Genomic DNA, 19550 nt, shown 5'->3' on the forward strand with positions numbered 1-19550 from the left:
TCAATAGCCCGCGCCATCCTGAAAAATAGCCCCATCCTGCTTTTGGATGAAGCAACAGCATCTCTTGACATTGAAAATGAGCTTGCCGTAAAGCAGGCCATCGCCAATCTGCTAAAAGAAAAAAAGACAGTGGTAATGATTGCTCATACCCTTTCCATTGTCAAAAACGCTGATCAAATCCTTGTAATGGGTGATGGCAGGATTGCTGAATCTGGAACCCATGAGGAATTGCTTGCGAAAGGCGGAAAATATGCTGCTATGTGGAACGCAGAGCAAAAAATATTAGCTTGATGGGAAATAAGATGTCTGTCGGATCGAATATGATATTAGCACAGAAACCTATGAACAGCTGAAAGAATCAGTCACGAAAGAATAATTACATAGCGCATGAATCTGCCCCGATTAAGGGGAAAGAAAAAACCGTTGGTTGGGGCAGGTAATTTTGCACACTCATTTTAAGTTATTACCATAACGGCGGTTTTGAGAAATCAGAGCCGCCGTTTCTTTGTTTTTACACAAACCAATGACGACTTCCAGGGACACGGTAGCCGATTGGAGGTTAATTTATCGTGTCCCGTTTACTTTTTCAAAGCTCACATGATCTGCATCAGTTAAAAAAATTATTGTTCTTCGTTCGGGCAAGTATAATATTGCATCGGCATTATCGTTCTATGTAATTCAGTATAATAATGGCTGTTTTTGGAATGCCAGTTTTCCATTGCGGAAATTTGGTGTTTTTGATAGCCGTTTTTATGATGATGCTTTTAGAGTATATCGCTGTCGATCACCGCCACACTCCGATTTGATTTCGTAAAAATTCAAATCGGAGGAAAAGACAAGTGGCTTATAACAAAGCAAAAGAAGAATATAGATGGAACCAGTGGAAAGCAGAGGAAGAGAAGATCCTGCGCGAGCAGGGCGTGGATGAAAAGACGATCCAGAAGCTACGGGAGTATGACTGGGACGATTTTAATGCAGAGAGGAGATTCCGGGAACATCAGACCTCACTTCTGGACTGTATGGAACTGCTTCTGGAAGAAAAAGAATCAGGAGAGTCTCAGCCAGAGAGTGTGGAAGCCCTGCTCGATACCGTGGAGAATGAAGAACTACTCCAGATCCTGTTATCGACTGACAAGAAAACTCTTCAGATGGTTGTTCTGAAGATGATGGGATATGCACCAAAGGAGATCAGCCATCACATGGAACTGCCGGAGCAGACTGTTTATACAAGACTGCGGAGGTTACGGGAGAAAATCAAAAAGTCCATGAAATTTGAATAAAACAAAAGGCTCTCATCGGCTGATTATCAGAACGAACAGACAGGAGGATTGATACGATGGATGAGAAAGAAGTGTCCGAAATGCAGGAAGAAATGATGACGGTGCTGGTAGTCGAGCCGATGAAAGCACCTTATGTCAAGATCATCCCCAATGAACTGGAGGATCTGCAGCAGGCGGTAGGTGGTGACATTGAGATGACCTATCCGTTTGAGGATGAGGTTGGAGTTCTTTTAAACGGCAATGGAAAATTTGAGGGGCTGCCGTTAAATCGGGCATTGTACGATGATCGAGGACAGGTCTATGATGCCATTGCCGGAACATTCCTTGTAGTAGGACTGACAGAAGACGATTTTACTTCGCTGACACCGGAGCAGATTGAAAAGTTTAAAGAAAAATATCAGTCACCGGAAGTTTTCACCCTGTTTAACGGGGAACTTCATGTGATGAAGATGCCGCCGGAAGAAGCCAAAGAGCAGAAAGAAAAGCAGAAGAAAGATGCACAGCAGAAGAATCCGGCAAAAGGAAAAAAGAAAAACAGATCCGGGGAATCACGATAAAAAATTTTTTGTGAAATGAATAAAAAAATACACTGCCATCGGCTAGTAAGCAGAGGGACATCCCTCGGCTGTTCTTTGGCAAGTGAATATCGGCACTACAGGTACGTTCCCAACCGTAGAAGCGTGACAGTATGAGCGCCATGATTAAGTATAGGGTAAAGATTCTTAGACTTGGAGCGAGAAAGCATAGCTGTGAATAAGGCGGTGGCAGCCTTTCGCCAGGATCACGGACGGGGGATAATGATACACGTTACCAGCCAGAGAGCGGAAGATGGACTCCGGGTTGTAATCAGAAAGACCCCCAGGACATCTGTGAGCGGCGGCAGGCCAGCCGCCCGCCTGTAGTGTCCCCTTTCCCAGAAGAAATACAGGGATAGTTCCGGGGGTGCGAGGTCAAATGCGGAACAGCAAGATAAAAAAGAAATCAATGAAGAAGTGTGTCGTTGATATCAGATACCATGCGGCTGTGGGAGACTACAGCCGTATTCTTGTGGTATTAACGTCACATCAAGGGGAGAGAACAGATGGAAGAAACAAAAAGAAGTGGAATGAGCAAGGATCAATTCTGGAATCTGATTGAAAAAGCAAAGGAAGTGTGCGGCACCGATCTGGATGCTTCGGCAGTGTGGATCAAGCAGCAGCTCTTCTATATGACACCGGAGGATGTCCTCCAATTCCACAATCTTGTTTACAGTTACCGGGATGCGGCTTATAAGTACGGCTTATGGACAGCGGCAGGTATTATGATGGAAGCAGGGTGCAGTGATGACAGTTTTTCCGATTTTCGGATGTGGCTGATCGCCCAGGGAAAAGAAGTTTATCTGAATGCCTTAAAAGATCCGGATTCCCTTTCCGGCGTGACTCCGTATGGGTACTGTAGTTTTGAAGCGTTGGGATACATCTCATCGCAGGTCTACAGTGCCATGAAAGGGAAAAATATCTATCAGGACAGTACGGCAAGAATGCAGATGGAATGTTATGAGCAGGTGATCCGGGATATTGTGTACCATCCCATGATCGAGTATCCGCTGGAATTACCGGAAGCAATGGTGGTATATCCGAAACTCTGTGAATGCCATTTGTCCGAGCAGGTAAGGAAAGCTCCTCAGAAAGTAAGGACATGGAATGTTTCCCGGACGGATATCCGAAGGATGATGGCAAGAGGGAATGCTGCCATAAAGAAAATGCAGGAACAGGGACAGAATACACCGGAAGCGACCAGACCCGTCCGTAAGGGTACGGTAAGATAAGCTTTCTGGCAAGGAGAAGTAATGTGTTATAAAAATAAATATCAGAAAAGGGCACATGGCGAAGTGGAACAGATCTTTCGGGAGCTTCTCCCGGAAGCCGGGCTTCATGTAAGGGAAGAACAGATCCGTCTCTGCCATGAAATGCTGGATGCCCTTATGAAAAATGAAATCACGCTCTGTGATGCAGGAGTCGGCATCGGAAAGACCTATGCCTATCTGACAGCCTGCATCCTGATGCGGAAATATAGTGTACTGCATTCCGGTTATTCGGGATGTGACAGGCGGCCTGTGGTGGTATCCACTTCCAGCATTGCCTTACAGAAAGCTATCATAGAGGAATATGTTCCTTTTTTATCGGATGTACTGTTAAAAGCAGATCTGCTTCAGGGAGAATTAAAGGCAGTTGTCCGCAAGGGAAAGGAACATTTTGTGTGCGATTACAGGCTGGCCCAGAGATTAGAGGCAGTCCGGGACAAGAATAAAAATCAGGCACAGATGGAGGCATTGAAGTCCCTCCGGCATAACTTTGATTTAGATTCCGTACATAACCTGAGCGGTTTTGACCGCAGGCTGGTGTGCGTACCAAAATTCTGCCCTAGGGAGTGTCCGGGAAAAGTAGAATGCCGTTATCAGAAGCATCTGGATAGTTCCAGGAAAGAGGACATTTTTTTACAGATTTGCAATCACAATTATCTTCTGGCAGATGCCATGCACCGGGCAAATGGGTACCGGCCGCTTCTGGCAGATTACAGGGCTCTGGTTGTGGATGAGGCCCATAAACTCCCGGAAGCCGCCAGCCAGATGTATGGAAGAAGCATTGGAAGGGAAGATGTGCAGGAGATTGCTTACTTTTTAGGCAGAGAGCATAAAGGCACGGATGGAAAACGGCTGATGGAAGGGTTTTCTGCACTTCAGGCGGAGATCCGAAAGCATCGGAAAGATGGCACAGAGGACATGGCTGGAAAAGAAAGTTTTTATTTTCCGCCGGGAGCTGGCACAGCCTTAGCCCAGATGCAGGAAAGGCTTCAGCTTATGATCAAAAGGCTTGCCGGGAATATTCCTTACTGGATCTTTCGGCGGATGGAAGAGATGGAAGAGCTGTTCGGATGGTTTTTAAAGAACGACAAGCGATATATTTTGTTTTTACAGCAGGACAGCCGGGGACATTTAACCTTTATGGCAGTCAACCGGGAGATCCCGAAGTATCTGGATGCGACTTTATGGAGCCGGGGATTTCCGGCGATCTTAACCAGCGGCACCTTAAAAGCCGGGAACGGGTTTGCAAGAACCAGACAGATGACCGGGCTGGAAAAAGAAACGGGTGTCCGGGAGTGTGTGGCAGAATCCCCATTCTGTTACAAAGAGAACTGTCTGCTTTACATCCCGGAGCATTTAAGACCTATGAAAAAGGGAAGCAGGGAAGAGGCCGAGCAGCTTGCCGGGCAGATCCGTGATCTGGTGTGTTCCACTTACGGGCATACGCTGGTACTGTTCACATCTTATACCCTGATGGGAAATGTGCATCAGCTTTTGCGGGATCAGATCCCGTTCCCGATGGTGCAGGTATGGAGAAACTCCCAGGAAGAGATTGCACGGTTTAAGAAGATGGAGAATGCAGTGCTGTTCGCAGCCGGCTCCTGCTGGGAAGGTGTGGACTTTCCGGGGGACATGGTATCGTCTCTCATCATCGTAAAACTGCCATTTTCTGTTCCGGACCCCATCCATGAAGCACAAAAGGAGCAGTACCGATCCCTGGAATCCTACATCCAGACCATCGTAGTCCCGGATATGCAGAAGAAGCTGCGGCAGGGATTCGGCCGGGCAATCCGCACGGAGCAGGACACCTGCGTTGTGTCCATTTTGGATCACCGGACAGCAAAGAAAGGCAGGTATCGGAGTGATGTTCTGGAAGCACTGCCAAAGTGCCAAATGGCAGAACGGATCGAAGAAGTAGAAAATTTTATCCGAAGCCGGAAAGTGGAGCGGTACTATAGCTGAGAACATCCGTGGCGTTATTGGTTCTGCCCAGATCCGGGTAGCAGACAGGACAAAAAGTTTAGTGGTATTTCAGGGGCGGTTTGGAGCGAATTGGTGGTATTGGTGATAGCTTTATTGGCATGAGTTGGGTATACTGTGTATAGCGTTAGAGGAAAGGAGGCAGACAACATGAAGCGATATAAAGTGGAAATGCAGCGAGAAGGTTCCGTAAAATATTTCTTTATACGGGATATGGAAACACTGGAAATTGTGTTGCTGCCAAGCAAGTATCTAATGCATCAGGTGCGGGCAAACCGTTCCCCGAATACTATACGGAGAAATGCATTTGCCCTTGCCTACTACTGGGAATATCTGCTGGAAGAAGAACATGAAGCAGAAGATGTCTATGGAATGGATTACGAAACGCAATATGATTTTTTCGCAGAATATCTGAAATGGCTGAAAGCTGGGAAACATACCGACAATTTGGATAAAGAACCGCAGAATAAAACCTGTAACGCTTACTTAAAAGAAGTGTTCAGGTTTTATTCTTTTTTAGAAGTAGTCAGAAATAACGGTTCCTGCCTGTCGGTATTATCCTATAATCAGCCGATCACAAAGGCAAATGCCATCGGGGTCAGAAGAACCATCCGCTCCCGGTCATTTAAAGGATACTTAAAAGAAGAGGAACGAAACGTCCGGGCAGCCGAACGGAACGAAATCGTAACGATTTTAGAAGCCTGTACAAACTGCAGGGATCAGGTGTTGATCTTACTGACATCGGAACTGGGATTCCGCATCGGTGAAATTTTGGGAATTGATTATACCAAAGACATCGATTACGAAAACCATGAGATCCGGGTAGACTTCCGGGATGATAATGAAAACGATGCAAGAGCAAAAAATGCCGAAGAGCGAAGAGGACGGGTGAGCGATGATACCTTTGAATTCCTGCTTTATTATATCGGGGAATACTGGGACATCCTGCAAAAACAGGAATACCTGTTTATTAACATCAAAGGGGATACCATAGGGAAGCCGTTAAGAGTAGACAGCGTCTACGATATGTTTGAACGCATGGAGAAAAAGACTGGGATCAAGATCACACCGCACATGCTTCGAAGATATTATGCAAATACGAGGTGGGAAGCAGACTGGCCGCTGGAAATGATCAGCCAGGCACTGGGACACAAGCATCTCGATACAACCATACGATATCTGAATGTTTTAGATGACAAGCTGAAAACAGCAAGTCAGGAATTTTACCGCCGATATTCCAAACTTTACGGAGTAGAACAGTTTTTGGAAAGCAGGAGGTGAAGATAGATGCCGGCAAGAAGGGTGTTTGCTTGGGAGCCGGAAGAACAATGGACATCAAGTGAAGAACGGGAAAAGAAGATAGAAGAACTGAGCCGGGAATTAGATGAAAGCATGGACAGCAACTCTGGAAAAGGCTGTCTGAAAGCATACTTGGTAAAAAATGAAGTGTGGCATATAGCAGACATCGATTATGAGCTTAGAGTGGATTATCGGAAATATCTGAAAAGCACTTATTCTGATTCAGCAGTACGCAGTTATTTACGTGGAATGGATAAGGCAAAATTATATGCAATCAGAAAGCATGCCAATACGTTAAAAGGAAAGCAGGAGATAGCAAAGAATACAGATTTAATCCACGAACTGCTCTTTTTACCATATCACCCAAATCCGGCAATCGCAGAAAGATATGACTGCAAAGTTGCCATTGATAAATTAGTTTGGGATTTTCGTGTAAACGGCTCAGAGCTATGCAAGCGTCAGCTTTTAGAAATTATCGAAGATGTCGTACTGCGTGACATAATGCTGAGAGAATGCACAATGCGGTTAAACGGTTTGAAGGTGGTATATCAATTTTGTATGCAGGAACATATTGAGGATTTAAGATATATTACACAGGTACAGGCCGATAAACTTGAAAAATATGCAGATACGACATATGCAAAAGAGCTTGCAGAAAGAGAACTCCGAGAATGTCAGAAATATCTTTTCTGCCATGCCAAGAATATTTTATGGGATTCAACAGTCTGGTATTTGGAAAGACTGCATCTGGAACAATATAGAGTCAACCCATCCAATCCTGTGAAAAAATTTTCCTTTATGGGCATAGAAAAAAGAGAGAACCGGGAAATTTTGCAGGAATACATGAAATACTGTCTGGGTGTTACACATTTGGCAATGAGTGGCATACAAGCCGAATTCTACAGGATTCTGGCATTTGTCATGTGGATGGAAAAAGAAACCGCGATGGAGCTGAAACTTGCATCAGAAACCGAAATAAAAAAATATTTCCAGATAATTGAGTTAAAAGAAGCTTCTTATTTTAATGATATTGTTATAGCAATCTATCAGCTATATGAATATCTGCAGACGAAAGAAATCATAGACAGGATACCATTTCGTTATGAGTATTATTTGAAAAAAGAAATACATTGTCATAATAACCGAAGCGTAGAGATGGAAATATATGAGAGGATTCTGAGAGAATTAAAAAATTTCCCTGAAATTCCAAGATTGATCCTTTTACATTCTATGCTGATTGGACTAAGGATCAGTGAAGTATGCACCCTGAAAGGGGATGCTTATTCCTGGCAGGGAAGAGATGCGTGGATACAGGTTTATCAGATGAAAATGCGAACATACAAAAGAGTACCGATTCCAGATGTTCTTTATAAGATTATGAAAAGATATTTGGAAAAATATCATATTGGAAGTGAGGATTATGTTTTTCAAAACAAACGGGGAGGGGCATATCAGTATGGTTCGTTTAAGTGGCAAATGAAAGAACTGTTTAATAAGAGGCAGGATATTTTCAAAGGGTATGATTTTAAATCACATGATTTCCGCCATACGATAGCGACTCTGTTATATGATGACGAAGTCCCTCTTCAGAGTATCCGGGACTATCTGGGACATGATTATGAAGAGATGACACAGCAGTATGTGGATTTTATGCCAAAGAAAATTTCAGCAGCGAATCAGGAGTTTTTCAGGAAAGGAGAAAACAGCCTGGCATCAGGAATCAAGAAGTGCAAACGTGGAAAATAAATTTTACATAAAAAAATTGGACTCCTATGAGAAAGCAAGTGAAATTTCAAAAATACGAATGGGAACAGAACCTTCGTATGACCTTGATTTACTGCCGTCTGTACAGATGCAGAAAGAAATGAGGAAGTTCCTGAAATACAGAGGACAACAGCTTGGGGCGGAAAAATTTTATACTGAGAGAAGATTTTACCATCATTTATGTAAAATGCTGCAAACCAGAAGAGACAGACCGGAAAGTTTTTTGGACTGGGACAAAGAAAAATGGAAGCAGCAGATGAAAATATGGCTTTTACAGCAGGGATTGCCCCTGACAGAAATTTCAAAATCCCATTGTGGGAATGAAACGGTATCACAGGCAAAGACATTACACTATATTGACCGATTAATAGATTATTTCCTTGATTTAAGAGATGCTGATGTAGATGAGATGACAAAGGATGTCTGGCAACTTGAAAAACTTGATATACAAGTGAAACAGGATCTGACGCGCACGACCAGAATTATAAATTTTAAGGAAATCTCCCAACAGGATCTCAGAGAGGAAGTAAAAAAGGCAATTTATTTTCAACTGAAAACAGAAAGCATCGGTACTGTAAAAAAAGAAATGACTGCCATTCGAAGGTTTTCAAGATATCTGAAGGAAAACAATAAAGAAGTAGATTCCTGCTCAAAGCTGGACAGGAAAATCATGGAAGAGTATTTGATATACATGAAAACAGAAGATACCGGGACAAAAAGATATCGGGCGGAGCTGACGAGACTGCGGGCATTGCTGAATATGGTAGCTGACGTCTATCAATATCCGCAGGTAAAGGATTTAATTTTGAATCGGGATATTCCACCAGATATAAGGGGAGAAATCAAAATTTATTCCGATCAGGAATTAAAGCGATTTAATGCTTTCCTTACGAAAGTGGATGTGCAGACGGCGAGACTTATGCTTATTCATCAAATGCTTGGAACAAGAATGTCAGATACACTGACACTCAGGACAGACTGCCTGATTGAAAAAGACGGTGAAACCATAATACAGATCCACCAAATGAAAACACATTTTTATGAAAAACCGATTAGTCAGGAACTGGCTGCCTTAATAAAGGAAGCGATTCGATACAGAGAAAAGGAGCACGGAAAAGGTAAATACATTTTTACAAGTTTAAGTGATCCTTCAAAACCAATGAAATATGCTACAGTCCAGCAAAAAATTACAGATAAAATATATCAGGAAAATCTCCGAGATGATAAGGGAGAATATTTTGGATTCGGTTCTCACATGTATCGGCATATTTATGGCATGAAGCTTGCCGAGATGCATGTGGATGACTGGACAATCGCAAGACTACTGGGGCATAGAAGCCTGAGAAATGTAAAGTATTACAGAAAGATGAGCAACAAAATACTGGCAGATGATACACGAAAAACAAGAAACCGATTATCTAAGATGGTACTGGAATGTCTGGAAGGATGGGAGGAAGAATATGAACAAATACGATTCGATGATAGCCTGCAATAAAAAAGCCAGTGAAGAAAAAGTAAACAGGGCAGTGACAGAAATCAGGCAGATGCTGACAGAACGGGAAAAAGTGACGGTCCCAAAACTGACAAAGAGGACAGGATTGTCCAGAGGATTCTTTTATAAGAATGAAACGGTCAGAAAAGAAATGGATCGTGCTCTGGAGCAGCAGGCAGGAATGATAGACCCCAAAAGATACATAGGTGACATTGTACTGAAGAATCGGATCAATGTATTAGAAGAACAGATCCGGGAGCTGAAACGTGAAAAAGAGCAAATGGAAAAAGAAAATGTAAGATTGAGAAAAGCCTTAAACAAGAAAGACCTGAACGTATTAAAAACTTTATAATCTGAATTAGAAAATAATCTGCAACGACCGGGAAGAATTTCCCGGTTGTTGTGGTTGGAATATAAAAGTGTAGATAACAAAAGGTGTGCATAAATTGTATTTATGATATACTTATCGATAAGTTAAATTCGAAGAAAGAGGATGATAGAAGATGGAAAATCCGTTTGAATTTCATGAAGAAGATACAATTATTGCATGCGTAGGTGACAATGGGGGAACTACCGATGAGGATATAAGAAATGGGTTCAAGCGTACCGTTGAACTTCTGACGGAATCATTGAAAACAGGTTCCGAAGTTGAAGATCTGTTAGTATATCCTATCGTTTATAACGCCAGACACAGTATTGAGCTATCTTTGAAGATTGTCATAAAAATGTTATGGCGAATAGAGGAAAAGAAAGGGATATGTTATTCTGAGGAAGTCTTAAAGGAAAGAAAAAAAGAATTACACACGCATAGTATTGAATGCCTATATAAATTAGCATGTGATAAGAAGAATATTGACAGAAGAATTCCTGCATATTTTGAGAATATAGAAGATATGATTTACTTTTATTATTTCGATGAAGAGGGGGATGCCTTCAAATATGAACTAAATAAAGAAGATGAACCACATATGATAAAAAACAAAATTTCTCATGTAAGTATTGAATTGTTAGAAACAGAATTTAAGGAAGTAATGAAAAAATTTGATGATTTGATATATTTTCTGGATAATTGTATCTTTGAATATTCGCTAGGAACATTTACCAAGAGCTTGTCGAGAGCAGATATATGGGATATTTCGAAGCGGCTTCCTGTATATGAAGAATGGAGAACAGAGAAATTCAAAGAAGTCAAAGATGAGATTAAGCAAGAATATCATCTCGGAAGTAAAGAATTTTCAGATGCTGTAAATCTAATTAAGGAAAATAGAGAGTTTTCGGTAAATATTGGATGCGAGAAAGTATTCGGGTCAATTACAGAAAATGAATTAAAAGAATACGCTTCATTGGTTAGATACTATTCTGAGAAAAGTAAATCTGACAACAAGGGTAAAGAGATAGGGTTCGATTTACGCAAAATACAAAAGAATGGGGAGATTTTGAAAAAATATTTATCCAGCATTTCTATGAATACATTAAATACACTATTATGTTTTAGTGAGATGAGTAATAGTTTCTTAGCGGTTGAACATTTGGAAGAGGTTCATGATGACATAGTCTCTAAGGCGTTTGACGGAACATATCTCATAAGAAAACTAAAACAAAGAAATATATGTTTAAGAATCTTATATGGAATGAAAAAGTGTGGACAGGTGACTTATGCAAAACAGTTGAGTGCTGCACTGGAACAAGAAGGAGTAGAGCTAACGCTTTGAGAACAATAGTGAACACGATACACTCGTGTCTCTGACGTTAAAGCCAGTGTTTTAGAGGGCTGGGAGAGGGATGCCTAATTTTATGGATGAGCCGACAGCAGGGCTTGATGTCGGAGCGAGGGAAAGGATGCTGGATATTTTAAGAGAGTATATGGAAGAAGAACCGGAGAGAAGTATCCTGATCAGTTCACATATTTCTTCGGACTTAGAACATCTGTGTGATGACATTTATGTGATACATAAAGGAAAGATCATACTTCATGAAGCGATGGATACGATTCTTGAAAAATATGCAGTGTTGAAGGTCAGTGAGGAACAATATCAGGCAGTGGATAAAAGGTATCTTTTGAAAGAGAAAAAAGAGTTTTTTGGAGTTGCCTGTCTGACGAACAAGAAGCAGTATTATATAGAAAATTATCCGGAAATCGTAGTAGAGAGCGGATCACTCGATCAGGTGATCCTGATGTTGACAGGGGGCGAAAGATGATGAAAGGAATCAGAGGTCTTTTGGAAAAGGATTTTCGATTGTTTTTTCGACAGGGTGGTAATCTTTTTTTGGTGTTAGTGTTTGTAGCATTGTTTTTTATACTTACAGGAAAAAAGGCAGCTGCTTTCATTGCAATGTATATCCCATCTGTTCTGGCGATATATTCAGGTAATACGATCAGTTATGATGAAAATGGCCATGGTTACACATATTTATTTTCTTTACCCGTAAATAAAAAAATATATGTCAGAGAAAAATATATTTTTTCCTTTATCATGACAGCATGTGGATGGTGCATTGGAATGATCTGTGCAGGAATTATGGTACTCATAAATCCTGAAGAGGTGTTTGATCTGGAAATGCTGGCAATGGAGTTGATCACATTTTTTGTGTTTCAGGCAATTGCGGGAATTATGATCGCGATCAGGATAAGGTTCGAAGGAGAGAAAGGGCGAATTGTGCTGCCAATCGCAATTTTAATTATTTTTGCAATTTGTTATACAATTGGATTTTTTGTGAAGGCTAACTTGGGATTAAAAGAAAGTATTCTGCATATGATAGGGGGAATAGGGGATCTTGAAATTGCGATTGCCCTCATTGTGTTAAGTCTGCTTATATGGTTTGCTTCGTATAAGTATAGTATGAGCGCCATGAAGAAGAAAGAGTTTTAAGATAGGCGTGACAAAAATGATCCATTAAAAATAATGATCATAAAGATGTAATAGCTACCAAAAATATGAGAAAAACTTTGTGAAAAAATAGTCTTGTGTTTCGTAAGAGTCCCTTGTAAAATAGCGGACAAGGATGAAAAGAAAAGGAGATTTTTATGGGAACCAATGAAAAAGATATGACTGCCGGATCTCCCGGAAAACTGATCATAACTTTTGCCATACCAATGATGCTTGGAAATATTTTTCAGCAGTTTTATACAATGGCAGACACCATGATCGTCGGACAAGTGGTAGGAGTTAAGGCACTGGCGGCAGTAGGTGCCGGAGATTGGCTGGTATGGCTGGTGTTGGGGATCATGACAGGTATCACACAGGGTTTTTCTATTCTTGTATCTCAGTATTATGGAGCAAGAGAAAAGGAAAATCTGAAATGTGCAGTAGCGAAAAGCTATATCATGACAGCATTACTGTCTGTGGTCGTACTCGCAGTAAGTGAAGGTACAGTTTATCATGTTCTTTTATTTTTACAGACACCGGATAATGTCATTGATCTGACAATGCTATATTTGCGGCTGATCTTTGCAGGAATCCCGATCATAGCTGCTTATAATATATTTGCAGCGATCCTTCGGGCACTTGGAAACAGCAGATCACCGTTGATCGCAATGACAGTGGCAGCAGTGATCAATGTGGGACTGGATCTGTTGTTTGTGGCGGTTTTTGGCTGGGGTGTAGCCGGAGCAGCAGTGGCGACCGTTATCGCACAGGGATTTTCAGCCTTGTACTGTTTGATCGTATTACGTAAAATCCCGGATATCCGCCTGGAAAAGAAGGATTTTTACAGGCAGCCTTCTATGAGTTTGCGGCTTTTGGAACTGGCGGTTCCTCTTGCGATACAGAATGTGATCATCTCCGTGGGAGGACTTGTGGTACAGTATGTGATCAATGGATTTGGTTTTCTGTTTGTGGCGGGATTTACGGCATCGAACAAGCTGTATGGGGTTTTGGAGATGGCTGCCGTTTCATATGGATATGCTATTACAACCTATGTGGGCCAGAATCTTGGTGCAAAGAAATATCAGAGGATTCGAAAAGGCGTGCGCAGCGGCACTTATATGGCAGTGCTCACTTCGGCTTTCATTTCCGGCATGATGGTACTGTTTGGACGTAATGTACTGTCCCTGTTTGTATCCGGTGAACCGGATCAGACCCGACAGGTATTGGATATAGCATATAAGTATTTGTTTATCATGGCTGTCTTTTTGTGGGTGCTGTATCTGCTGTATGTGTATCGTTCCGCTATCCAGGGCCTGGGTAATACTTTGATTCCGCTTGCCAGCGGTATTGCAGAATTTATAATGCGTGTCAGTGTTGCGCTGCTGCTGCCAAAACTGATCGGTGAAGATGGAATATACTATGCAGAGATCTGTGCATGGAGCAGTGCAGCTGTTTTATTATTCGTAAGTTATATGATCATTATACGGAAATATAAAGAAGTCACCGTTCATACATAATGTTTCTTTTGACAAAAAACTATTTATATAAAAAGAAAAGTATGATATTATGATACTTACAACTATGAAAATTGAATAGTCAGAAGGGTGTACAAAGTACTTAATAAGGAATCTGGTGAAATGCCAGAACAGCCACCGCTACTGTGACAGGGACGAAAACCAAAATATCACTGGAGAGATCCGGGAAGATGGTAAGTAGGAAGAACTGGAGTCAGGAGACTTGCCTTTTTGACAGAAGAATTCTGATTCGGATGGGATACAGAAGGAATAAGCTCTGCTTGAGGTAGAGGTTTGTTTTTTGTGCTGATATGATGCTGGATCATATCAGCTTTTTTTATTTTAACCGAATAAACAGATGAAAAATGAGGAGAGATGAAGATGGGAAAAGTAATTGCAAAGCGTTTTATATTTATGATTCCGGTAGTGCTGGCGGTTACATTTATTATTTTTATGCTGAGTTTTATATCGGCAGGTGATGCGGCCAGAGTGCTGGCGGAGAAAAAATATGAGCATCCGTCACCGGAGCAGGTAGAAGAAGTACGGCATGAGGAAGGACTGGATCAGCCGGTGCTGGTACAATACGGGAAATGGCTGGATCAGGCACTTCATGGCGATTTTGGAAAATCATATTCTACCAGAAAACCGGCTTTTGAGGAATTAAAAAGATATTTTCCACAGACATTTAAACTGGCAGTTACTTCGTTTTTATTGTTGATGATCGTATCAGTCCCTCTCGGAATTTTGTCGGCAATTTATGAAAACAGAGTTCTGGATAAAGTCATTCGCATTTTGTCGTCCCTCAGTGTATCTATGCCGTCTTTCTGGATCGGTCTGATGCTGCTCTATATATTTGGAGTAAAGCTAAAAGTGATTTCCGTGATCGGAGGAGATGCCGGAGGCATCCCGATTCTTGCGGCATTTGCCATGGATATCAGTTTCTTTGGAATTATGACGAGATTGATCCGTACCAATATGATACAGGTGCTGAAGCAGGATTACATACGTGCCAGCAGAGCTAAGGGATTGTCATCTGTAAATGTAATTTTGCGTCATGGTCTGAAAAATATCCTGATTCCTGTGCTGACACGTCTGGTATCAATTGTGATCGGTTTTTTCTGTGGCTCAGCTGTGATAGAAAGTATTTTTTCAATTCAGGGAATCGGAAATCTGGCATTGAAATCCGTGATCTCAAAAGACACTCCGGTGCTGCAATGTTTTATCTTTATTCTGGCTGTTGGCATTGTAGTATTAAATTTTCTTGTGGATATCGCCTATTCTGCGATTGACCGGCGAATCCAGTTAAAGTAAAGGAGAGATCATAGAATGGGAAGCAGAAGAAAGCAGAAAACAGAAAAAAGCATGATCCAGAATCTGTACTGGAAACAGGTATTCCGGTCACCGAAAACAAAAATAGGATTGATGGTGGTCATAATTTTTGCATTGGCAGCTATTTTTGCACCTGTACTGGCGCCACATGATCCACTGCTTGTGGATGTTTCGATAAAATTAAAGAATCCGTCGGCGGCATATCCTTTAGGTACTGATCAGCTGGGACGATGTATTTTATCAAGACTTCTCTGGGGCAGCCGGTATTCACTGAGCTATAGCTTTACGGTGCTTCTGATCACCGTATGTGTCGGGGTGCCGATCGGACTGTTTGCCGGATATGTAGGTGGAAAAATCGATTCGATAATTATGAGGATCATTGATGTATTTATGGCTATGCCGGTCTTTATTGTGGCACTTGCCATTGCAGGAACCGTAGGAGCCAGCGGCGCTCATCTGATTCTGTCCTTATCGGTCGTATCCTGGGCAGAATATGCAAGGCTTGCCCGAGCATTGACACTTCAGGAAAAAAATAAAAATTATATGACCGCACTAAAAGCCGGCGGCTGCGGCCACGCAAGGATCATATTCAGGCATGTATTGAGAAATATCCTGCCATCTGTGATCGCACTGGCAACAATGGAAATCGGTTCGATCATTCTGTCAATTGCCGGTTTTTCCTTTATAGGCCTTGGTGTGCAGGCACCGACACCGGAATGGGGGATCATGCTCAGTGACAGTAGAAGTTATATTCAGACTTATCCAAGACTGATGTTTTATCCGGGCATACTGATCATGATCATTGTTCTGGCATTTAATTATCTGGGGGAGGGAATACAGAATGGAACAGCCCAAAAATGATGTTCTAAAGGTAAAAAGATTACATGTGGAGTTTCAGACCTCTCACGGAATGGTTCATGCAGTAAAAGATGTCAGTCTGGAAGTAAAGCGCGGAAGGATCCATGCTCTGGTGGGAGAAAGCGGAAGCGGAAAGTCAGTTACCTCTCTGACGATCATGAATCTGCTTGCAGGAAATGGAAAGGTGATATCCGGAGATGTGACACTGAACGAAAAGAGTCTTCTGAAGTTATCAGGAAAAGAAAAACGACAGTTATACGGAGACAGGATCGGAATGATCTTTCAGGATCCGACTGCTGCTCTTGATCCGCTTTTTACAGTTGAACAACTGCTTCTGGAAGGACTGAGAAAACATCACAGAATGAGCAAAAAACAGGCAAGGGAAGCAGCGTTGGAAAGTCTGCGGATGATGAATCTGCGTGATCCGGAAGAACTGATGAAGAAAAAACCTTACGAATTGTCTGGTGGTATGTGCCAACGTGTTATGATCGCTATTGCCATGTCCATGAAACCGGATTATCTGATCGCAGATGAGCCGACGACAGCCTTGGATGTAACCGTACAGAAGCAGATTCTGGAAGAAATCTATCAGCTATCCAGGAAAGAAAATCTGGGCGTGTTATTTATTACGCATGATCTGGGTGTGGTGGCAGAGATCGCAGATGATGTTTCGATCATGAAAGACGGCGAAATAGTGGAAAACGGAACGGTTGAAGAGATCTTTTATCATCCGCAGCATTCATATACAAAAAAACTGCTGGATGCAGTTTTATAGGGGAAAAGTATGAGTACGTTGTTAAAGACAGAACATTTAAAAAAATATTATGGCAAGAAAAAAATTGTGAAGGCAGTGGATGATGTAAGTCTGGAAATCCATGCAGGATCATCCATGGCTCTGATCGGTGAAAGTGGAAGTGGTAAAACTACATTCGGAAAGCTGATCGCCGGCCTGGAGAAACCTACAGATGGAAAATTCTGGTTTCAGGGACAGGAAATGCAGGATTTGTCTGAAAAGCAGTTTCGTCCATATCGCAAGAATCTTCAGATGGTCTTTCAAAGCAGTAGCGGGGTATTTGATCCCGGTTATACCATTGGAGAAAATATTTTGGAAATTTTGAAATTACATGAAAAACTGCAAGAGGGTGAGTATGAAGAGCGAGTAAAGGAGGCTTTGATCCAGACGGGGCTTGATCCGGATATCCGCAACCGTTATGTTGGACAGATTTCAGGAGGTCAGTGTCAGAGAGCTAATATTGCGAGAGCATTGGTATTAAGACCGGAGCTTGTGATCTGTGATGAACCGGTATCCAGTCTGGATTATTCCATACGAAAGCAGATCCTGCATCTGTTAAATGAGCTGCAGGAAAAATATGAGATGACCTATTTACTGATCACTCACGATCTGTCCAACGTTCCATATCTCTGCAAAGAGGTGGCTATTATGTATCAGGGACGCGTGGTCGAGTTTATCGATCATACGGACAGCTTAAAGGAGACTGCCGTACATCCTTATACAAAAGATCTGTTTGATTCTATTCCGGTAAAAGAACCGAAAATGCGAAGAATCGGATTGCAGGAAAAGAAAATATTTTCAGATACCATTCCGGAACAGGGCTGCCCATATCAGAACCGGTGCAGAAGATGTACAAATATATGCAGAGAGCATATACCGGAATTGACAGAAATTGAAACAGGACATTTTGCGGCATGTCATATGCTGTAAAATATAAAACAAACAAAGGAGAGGAAGAAATGAAGAAAAGACGTGTAGCAAAATTGATAGCATTGAGCATGGTGGCGGCAACTTTACTGACAGGTGTCAATGTACAGGCAAAAGAGGAAAAAGTAGTTACGGCAATGACATCCATTGATCTGACTCCTGAACTTTGTGACCCGGTAAAAAGTGGTCCGGATTTTCGTCTTTATGAAATGATCTATGATCCTCTGGTACGTTACGGAGAAAATGGAGAAATCAAACCGGCATTGGCAGAATCCTGGGATATCAGCGAAGATGGCACAACCTATACGTTCCATTTAAGAAAAGATGTGAAATTCTCGGACGGCACAGAGTTTAATGCAGACAATGTGATGTGGAATTATAACAGATGGGTGGAACAGGATGTGATCGGTAACTTTTCAGCCAAACTGGAAAATGTTACAAAGGTAGATGATTATACTGTAGAATTTAAGTTCGCAGAACCATGCTATACACTGCTGATCGAATTCAGCTATCCAAGACCATTCCGTTTCACCTGTGAAAGTGCACTGGATGAAGACGGAGAATTTTGTCAGGAAGTGGGTACCGGAATGTGGATGATCGACAGTTATGAAAGCGGTCAGGAGGTTGTCCTGGTACCAAATCCTAATTATTACGGTGAGAAACCAAATATTGATAAAGTAGTTCTGAAACAGGTGGTAGACGGTGATGCCAGAGTGATGGCACTTCAGAGTGGAGAGGCAGATCTGAATCTTCAGGATATTCCATCCGAAAGCTTCAGTATTATCCAGGCAGATAAAAATTTATCGACAGAACAGCAGGTTTCCACACTTTCTTACTATCTGATCGAAAATTATGATACACCGGCGCTTCAGGATATAAACGTACGTCAGGCACTGAACTATGCAACAAATAAAGAAAGCATTGTAAATGATCTGCTGGATGGTTACGGCAATCCGGCAACCGGACTTATGTCTCCGACAGTTCCTTATGTAACAGAAGAAAACAGCAAGGGTTATCCATATGATCCGGATAAAGCAAAGGAACTGTTAAAGGAAGCAGGATATGAGGATACAGACGGAGATGGTATTGTAGAAAAAGACGGAGAACCACTGAGCCTCAGACTGGTATTCCAGACTGAAGAATATGCTTCCTGGAAGTCACTGTGTGAATACCTGAAATCTGAATATGAGAAGGTTGGTGTGGGTATTGAACTGGTAGAAAAAGAATCTGCAGCTTACTATGATGAAATCTGGAACACCAGAGACTACGATCTGTGCATTTACCGCAGCTATGAAGACTCCTGGATGCCTCATGGTTTCCTGAAATCAATGTTCTATGCGGAAGATGGAGCAAAGGCAGTAAACTGGTACGATGAGGAACTGAACAAAGATCTCGGAGAAGTATTAAAAACACAGGACGAAGAAAAACGTACGGAATTATACGATAAGATCCTTACACGTATCAACGATCAGGCAGTAACAGTGCCGCTGTATTATCCGAACCGTGATTATATCTATAACAATACCAGACTGACCAATGTAGAGCTTGCACCGACTGCCTATGAAGGCATTAACTGGGCAACACTGGATGTAGTGGAGTAAAAA

Annotated in this window: 17 protein-coding genes, 1 pseudogene and 1 riboswitch; all 18 genes and pseudogenes read left to right on the top strand. The window is 41.9% G+C overall.

Annotation, left to right across the window (positions count from 1 at the left end; genetic code table 11):
- Positions 1–291 (top strand): annotated as a pseudogene (locus tag DWW77_RS16645) (ABC transporter ATP-binding protein); the annotation flags it as partial.
- Positions 292–839: 548 nt separating this feature from the next.
- Positions 840–1280, top strand: a complete 441-nt coding sequence (locus DWW77_RS16650) for an ECF-type sigma factor (protein ID WP_118609159.1) — start codon at positions 840–842, stop codon at positions 1278–1280.
- A 56-nt stretch (positions 1281–1336) separates the two neighbouring features.
- Positions 1337–1837: a DUF3846 domain-containing protein gene (locus DWW77_RS16655; protein ID WP_118609160.1), complete on the top strand. Its 501-nt coding sequence runs from the start codon at positions 1337–1339 to the stop codon at positions 1835–1837.
- 524 nt (positions 1838–2361) lie between these two features.
- Complete coding sequence (locus DWW77_RS16660) at positions 2362–3087, top strand: DUF4240 domain-containing protein (protein ID WP_117802418.1); 726 nt, start codon at positions 2362–2364, stop codon at positions 3085–3087.
- A gap of 21 nt (positions 3088–3108) precedes the next feature.
- The gene (locus tag DWW77_RS16665; RefSeq protein WP_118609161.1) at positions 3109–5085 is read left to right on the top strand and encodes an ATP-dependent DNA helicase; all 1977 of its coding nucleotides are present in this window, start codon (positions 3109–3111) and stop codon (positions 5083–5085) included.
- 168 nt (positions 5086–5253) lie between these two features.
- A complete protein-coding gene (locus DWW77_RS16670) occupies positions 5254–6384 on the top strand; it encodes a tyrosine-type recombinase/integrase (protein ID WP_055155791.1) in 1131 nt (376 codons plus the stop codon).
- Positions 6385–6390: 6 nt separating this feature from the next.
- Positions 6391–8148, top strand: a complete 1758-nt coding sequence (locus DWW77_RS16675) for a tyrosine-type recombinase/integrase (RefSeq protein WP_118609162.1) — start codon at positions 6391–6393, stop codon at positions 8146–8148.
- Positions 8138–9661 (top strand): tyrosine-type recombinase/integrase, encoded by a 1524-nt coding sequence (locus tag DWW77_RS16680; protein ID WP_117802415.1) that lies wholly within the window; start codon positions 8138–8140, stop codon positions 9659–9661. The genes DWW77_RS16675 and DWW77_RS16680 overlap by 11 nt, the downstream gene beginning before the upstream one ends.
- Entirely contained in the window at positions 9627–10010 is a 384-nt protein-coding gene (locus DWW77_RS16685) for a DUF6262 family protein (protein ID WP_055155794.1), read from the top strand. The genes DWW77_RS16680 and DWW77_RS16685 overlap by 35 nt, the downstream gene beginning before the upstream one ends.
- 151 nt (positions 10011–10161) lie before the next feature.
- Positions 10162–11370 carry a hypothetical protein gene (locus DWW77_RS16690; protein WP_055155795.1) on the top strand — a complete coding sequence of 403 codons (1209 nt, stop codon included), beginning with the start codon at positions 10162–10164 and terminating at the stop codon, positions 11368–11370.
- A gap of 82 nt (positions 11371–11452) precedes the next feature.
- The gene (locus tag DWW77_RS16695; RefSeq protein WP_353616957.1) at positions 11453–11857 is read left to right on the top strand and encodes an ATP-binding cassette domain-containing protein; all 405 of its coding nucleotides are present in this window, start codon (positions 11453–11455) and stop codon (positions 11855–11857) included.
- A complete protein-coding gene (locus DWW77_RS16700) occupies positions 11854–12528 on the top strand; it encodes an ABC-2 transporter permease (protein WP_118609163.1) in 675 nt (224 codons plus the stop codon). Before DWW77_RS16695 ends, DWW77_RS16700 begins: the two co-directional genes overlap by 4 nt.
- 155 nt (positions 12529–12683) lie before the next feature.
- Positions 12684–14042, top strand: a complete 1359-nt coding sequence (locus tag DWW77_RS16705) for an MATE family efflux transporter (RefSeq protein WP_118609164.1) — start codon at positions 12684–12686, stop codon at positions 14040–14042.
- 68 nt (positions 14043–14110) lie between these two features.
- A riboswitch (cobalamin riboswitch) is annotated at positions 14111–14284 on the top strand.
- Positions 14285–14420: 136 nt separating this feature from the next.
- A complete protein-coding gene (locus tag DWW77_RS16710; protein ID WP_015526672.1) occupies positions 14421–15350 on the top strand; it encodes an ABC transporter permease in 930 nt (309 codons plus the stop codon).
- Between the two features lie 15 nt (positions 15351–15365).
- A complete protein-coding gene (gene nikC, locus DWW77_RS16715; RefSeq protein WP_021650926.1) occupies positions 15366–16229 on the top strand; it encodes a nickel transporter permease in 864 nt (287 codons plus the stop codon).
- Positions 16210–17001, top strand: a complete 792-nt coding sequence (locus DWW77_RS16720) for an ABC transporter ATP-binding protein (protein ID WP_118609165.1) — start codon at positions 16210–16212, stop codon at positions 16999–17001. Before nikC ends, DWW77_RS16720 begins: the two co-directional genes overlap by 20 nt.
- Before the next feature lie 9 nt (positions 17002–17010).
- The gene (locus DWW77_RS16725; RefSeq protein WP_118609166.1) at positions 17011–17949 is read left to right on the top strand and encodes an oligopeptide/dipeptide ABC transporter ATP-binding protein; all 939 of its coding nucleotides are present in this window, start codon (positions 17011–17013) and stop codon (positions 17947–17949) included.
- 29 nt (positions 17950–17978) lie between these two features.
- A complete protein-coding gene (locus DWW77_RS16730) occupies positions 17979–19547 on the top strand; it encodes a nickel ABC transporter substrate-binding protein (RefSeq protein ID WP_243101225.1) in 1569 nt (522 codons plus the stop codon).
- Positions 19548–19550: the final 3 nt, after the last annotated feature.

The sequence above is a fragment of the Ruminococcus sp. AF17-12 genome (genome assembly GCF_003479245.1).
Taxonomy (GTDB): domain Bacteria; phylum Bacillota; class Clostridia; order Lachnospirales; family Lachnospiraceae; genus Blautia_A; species Blautia_A fusiformis.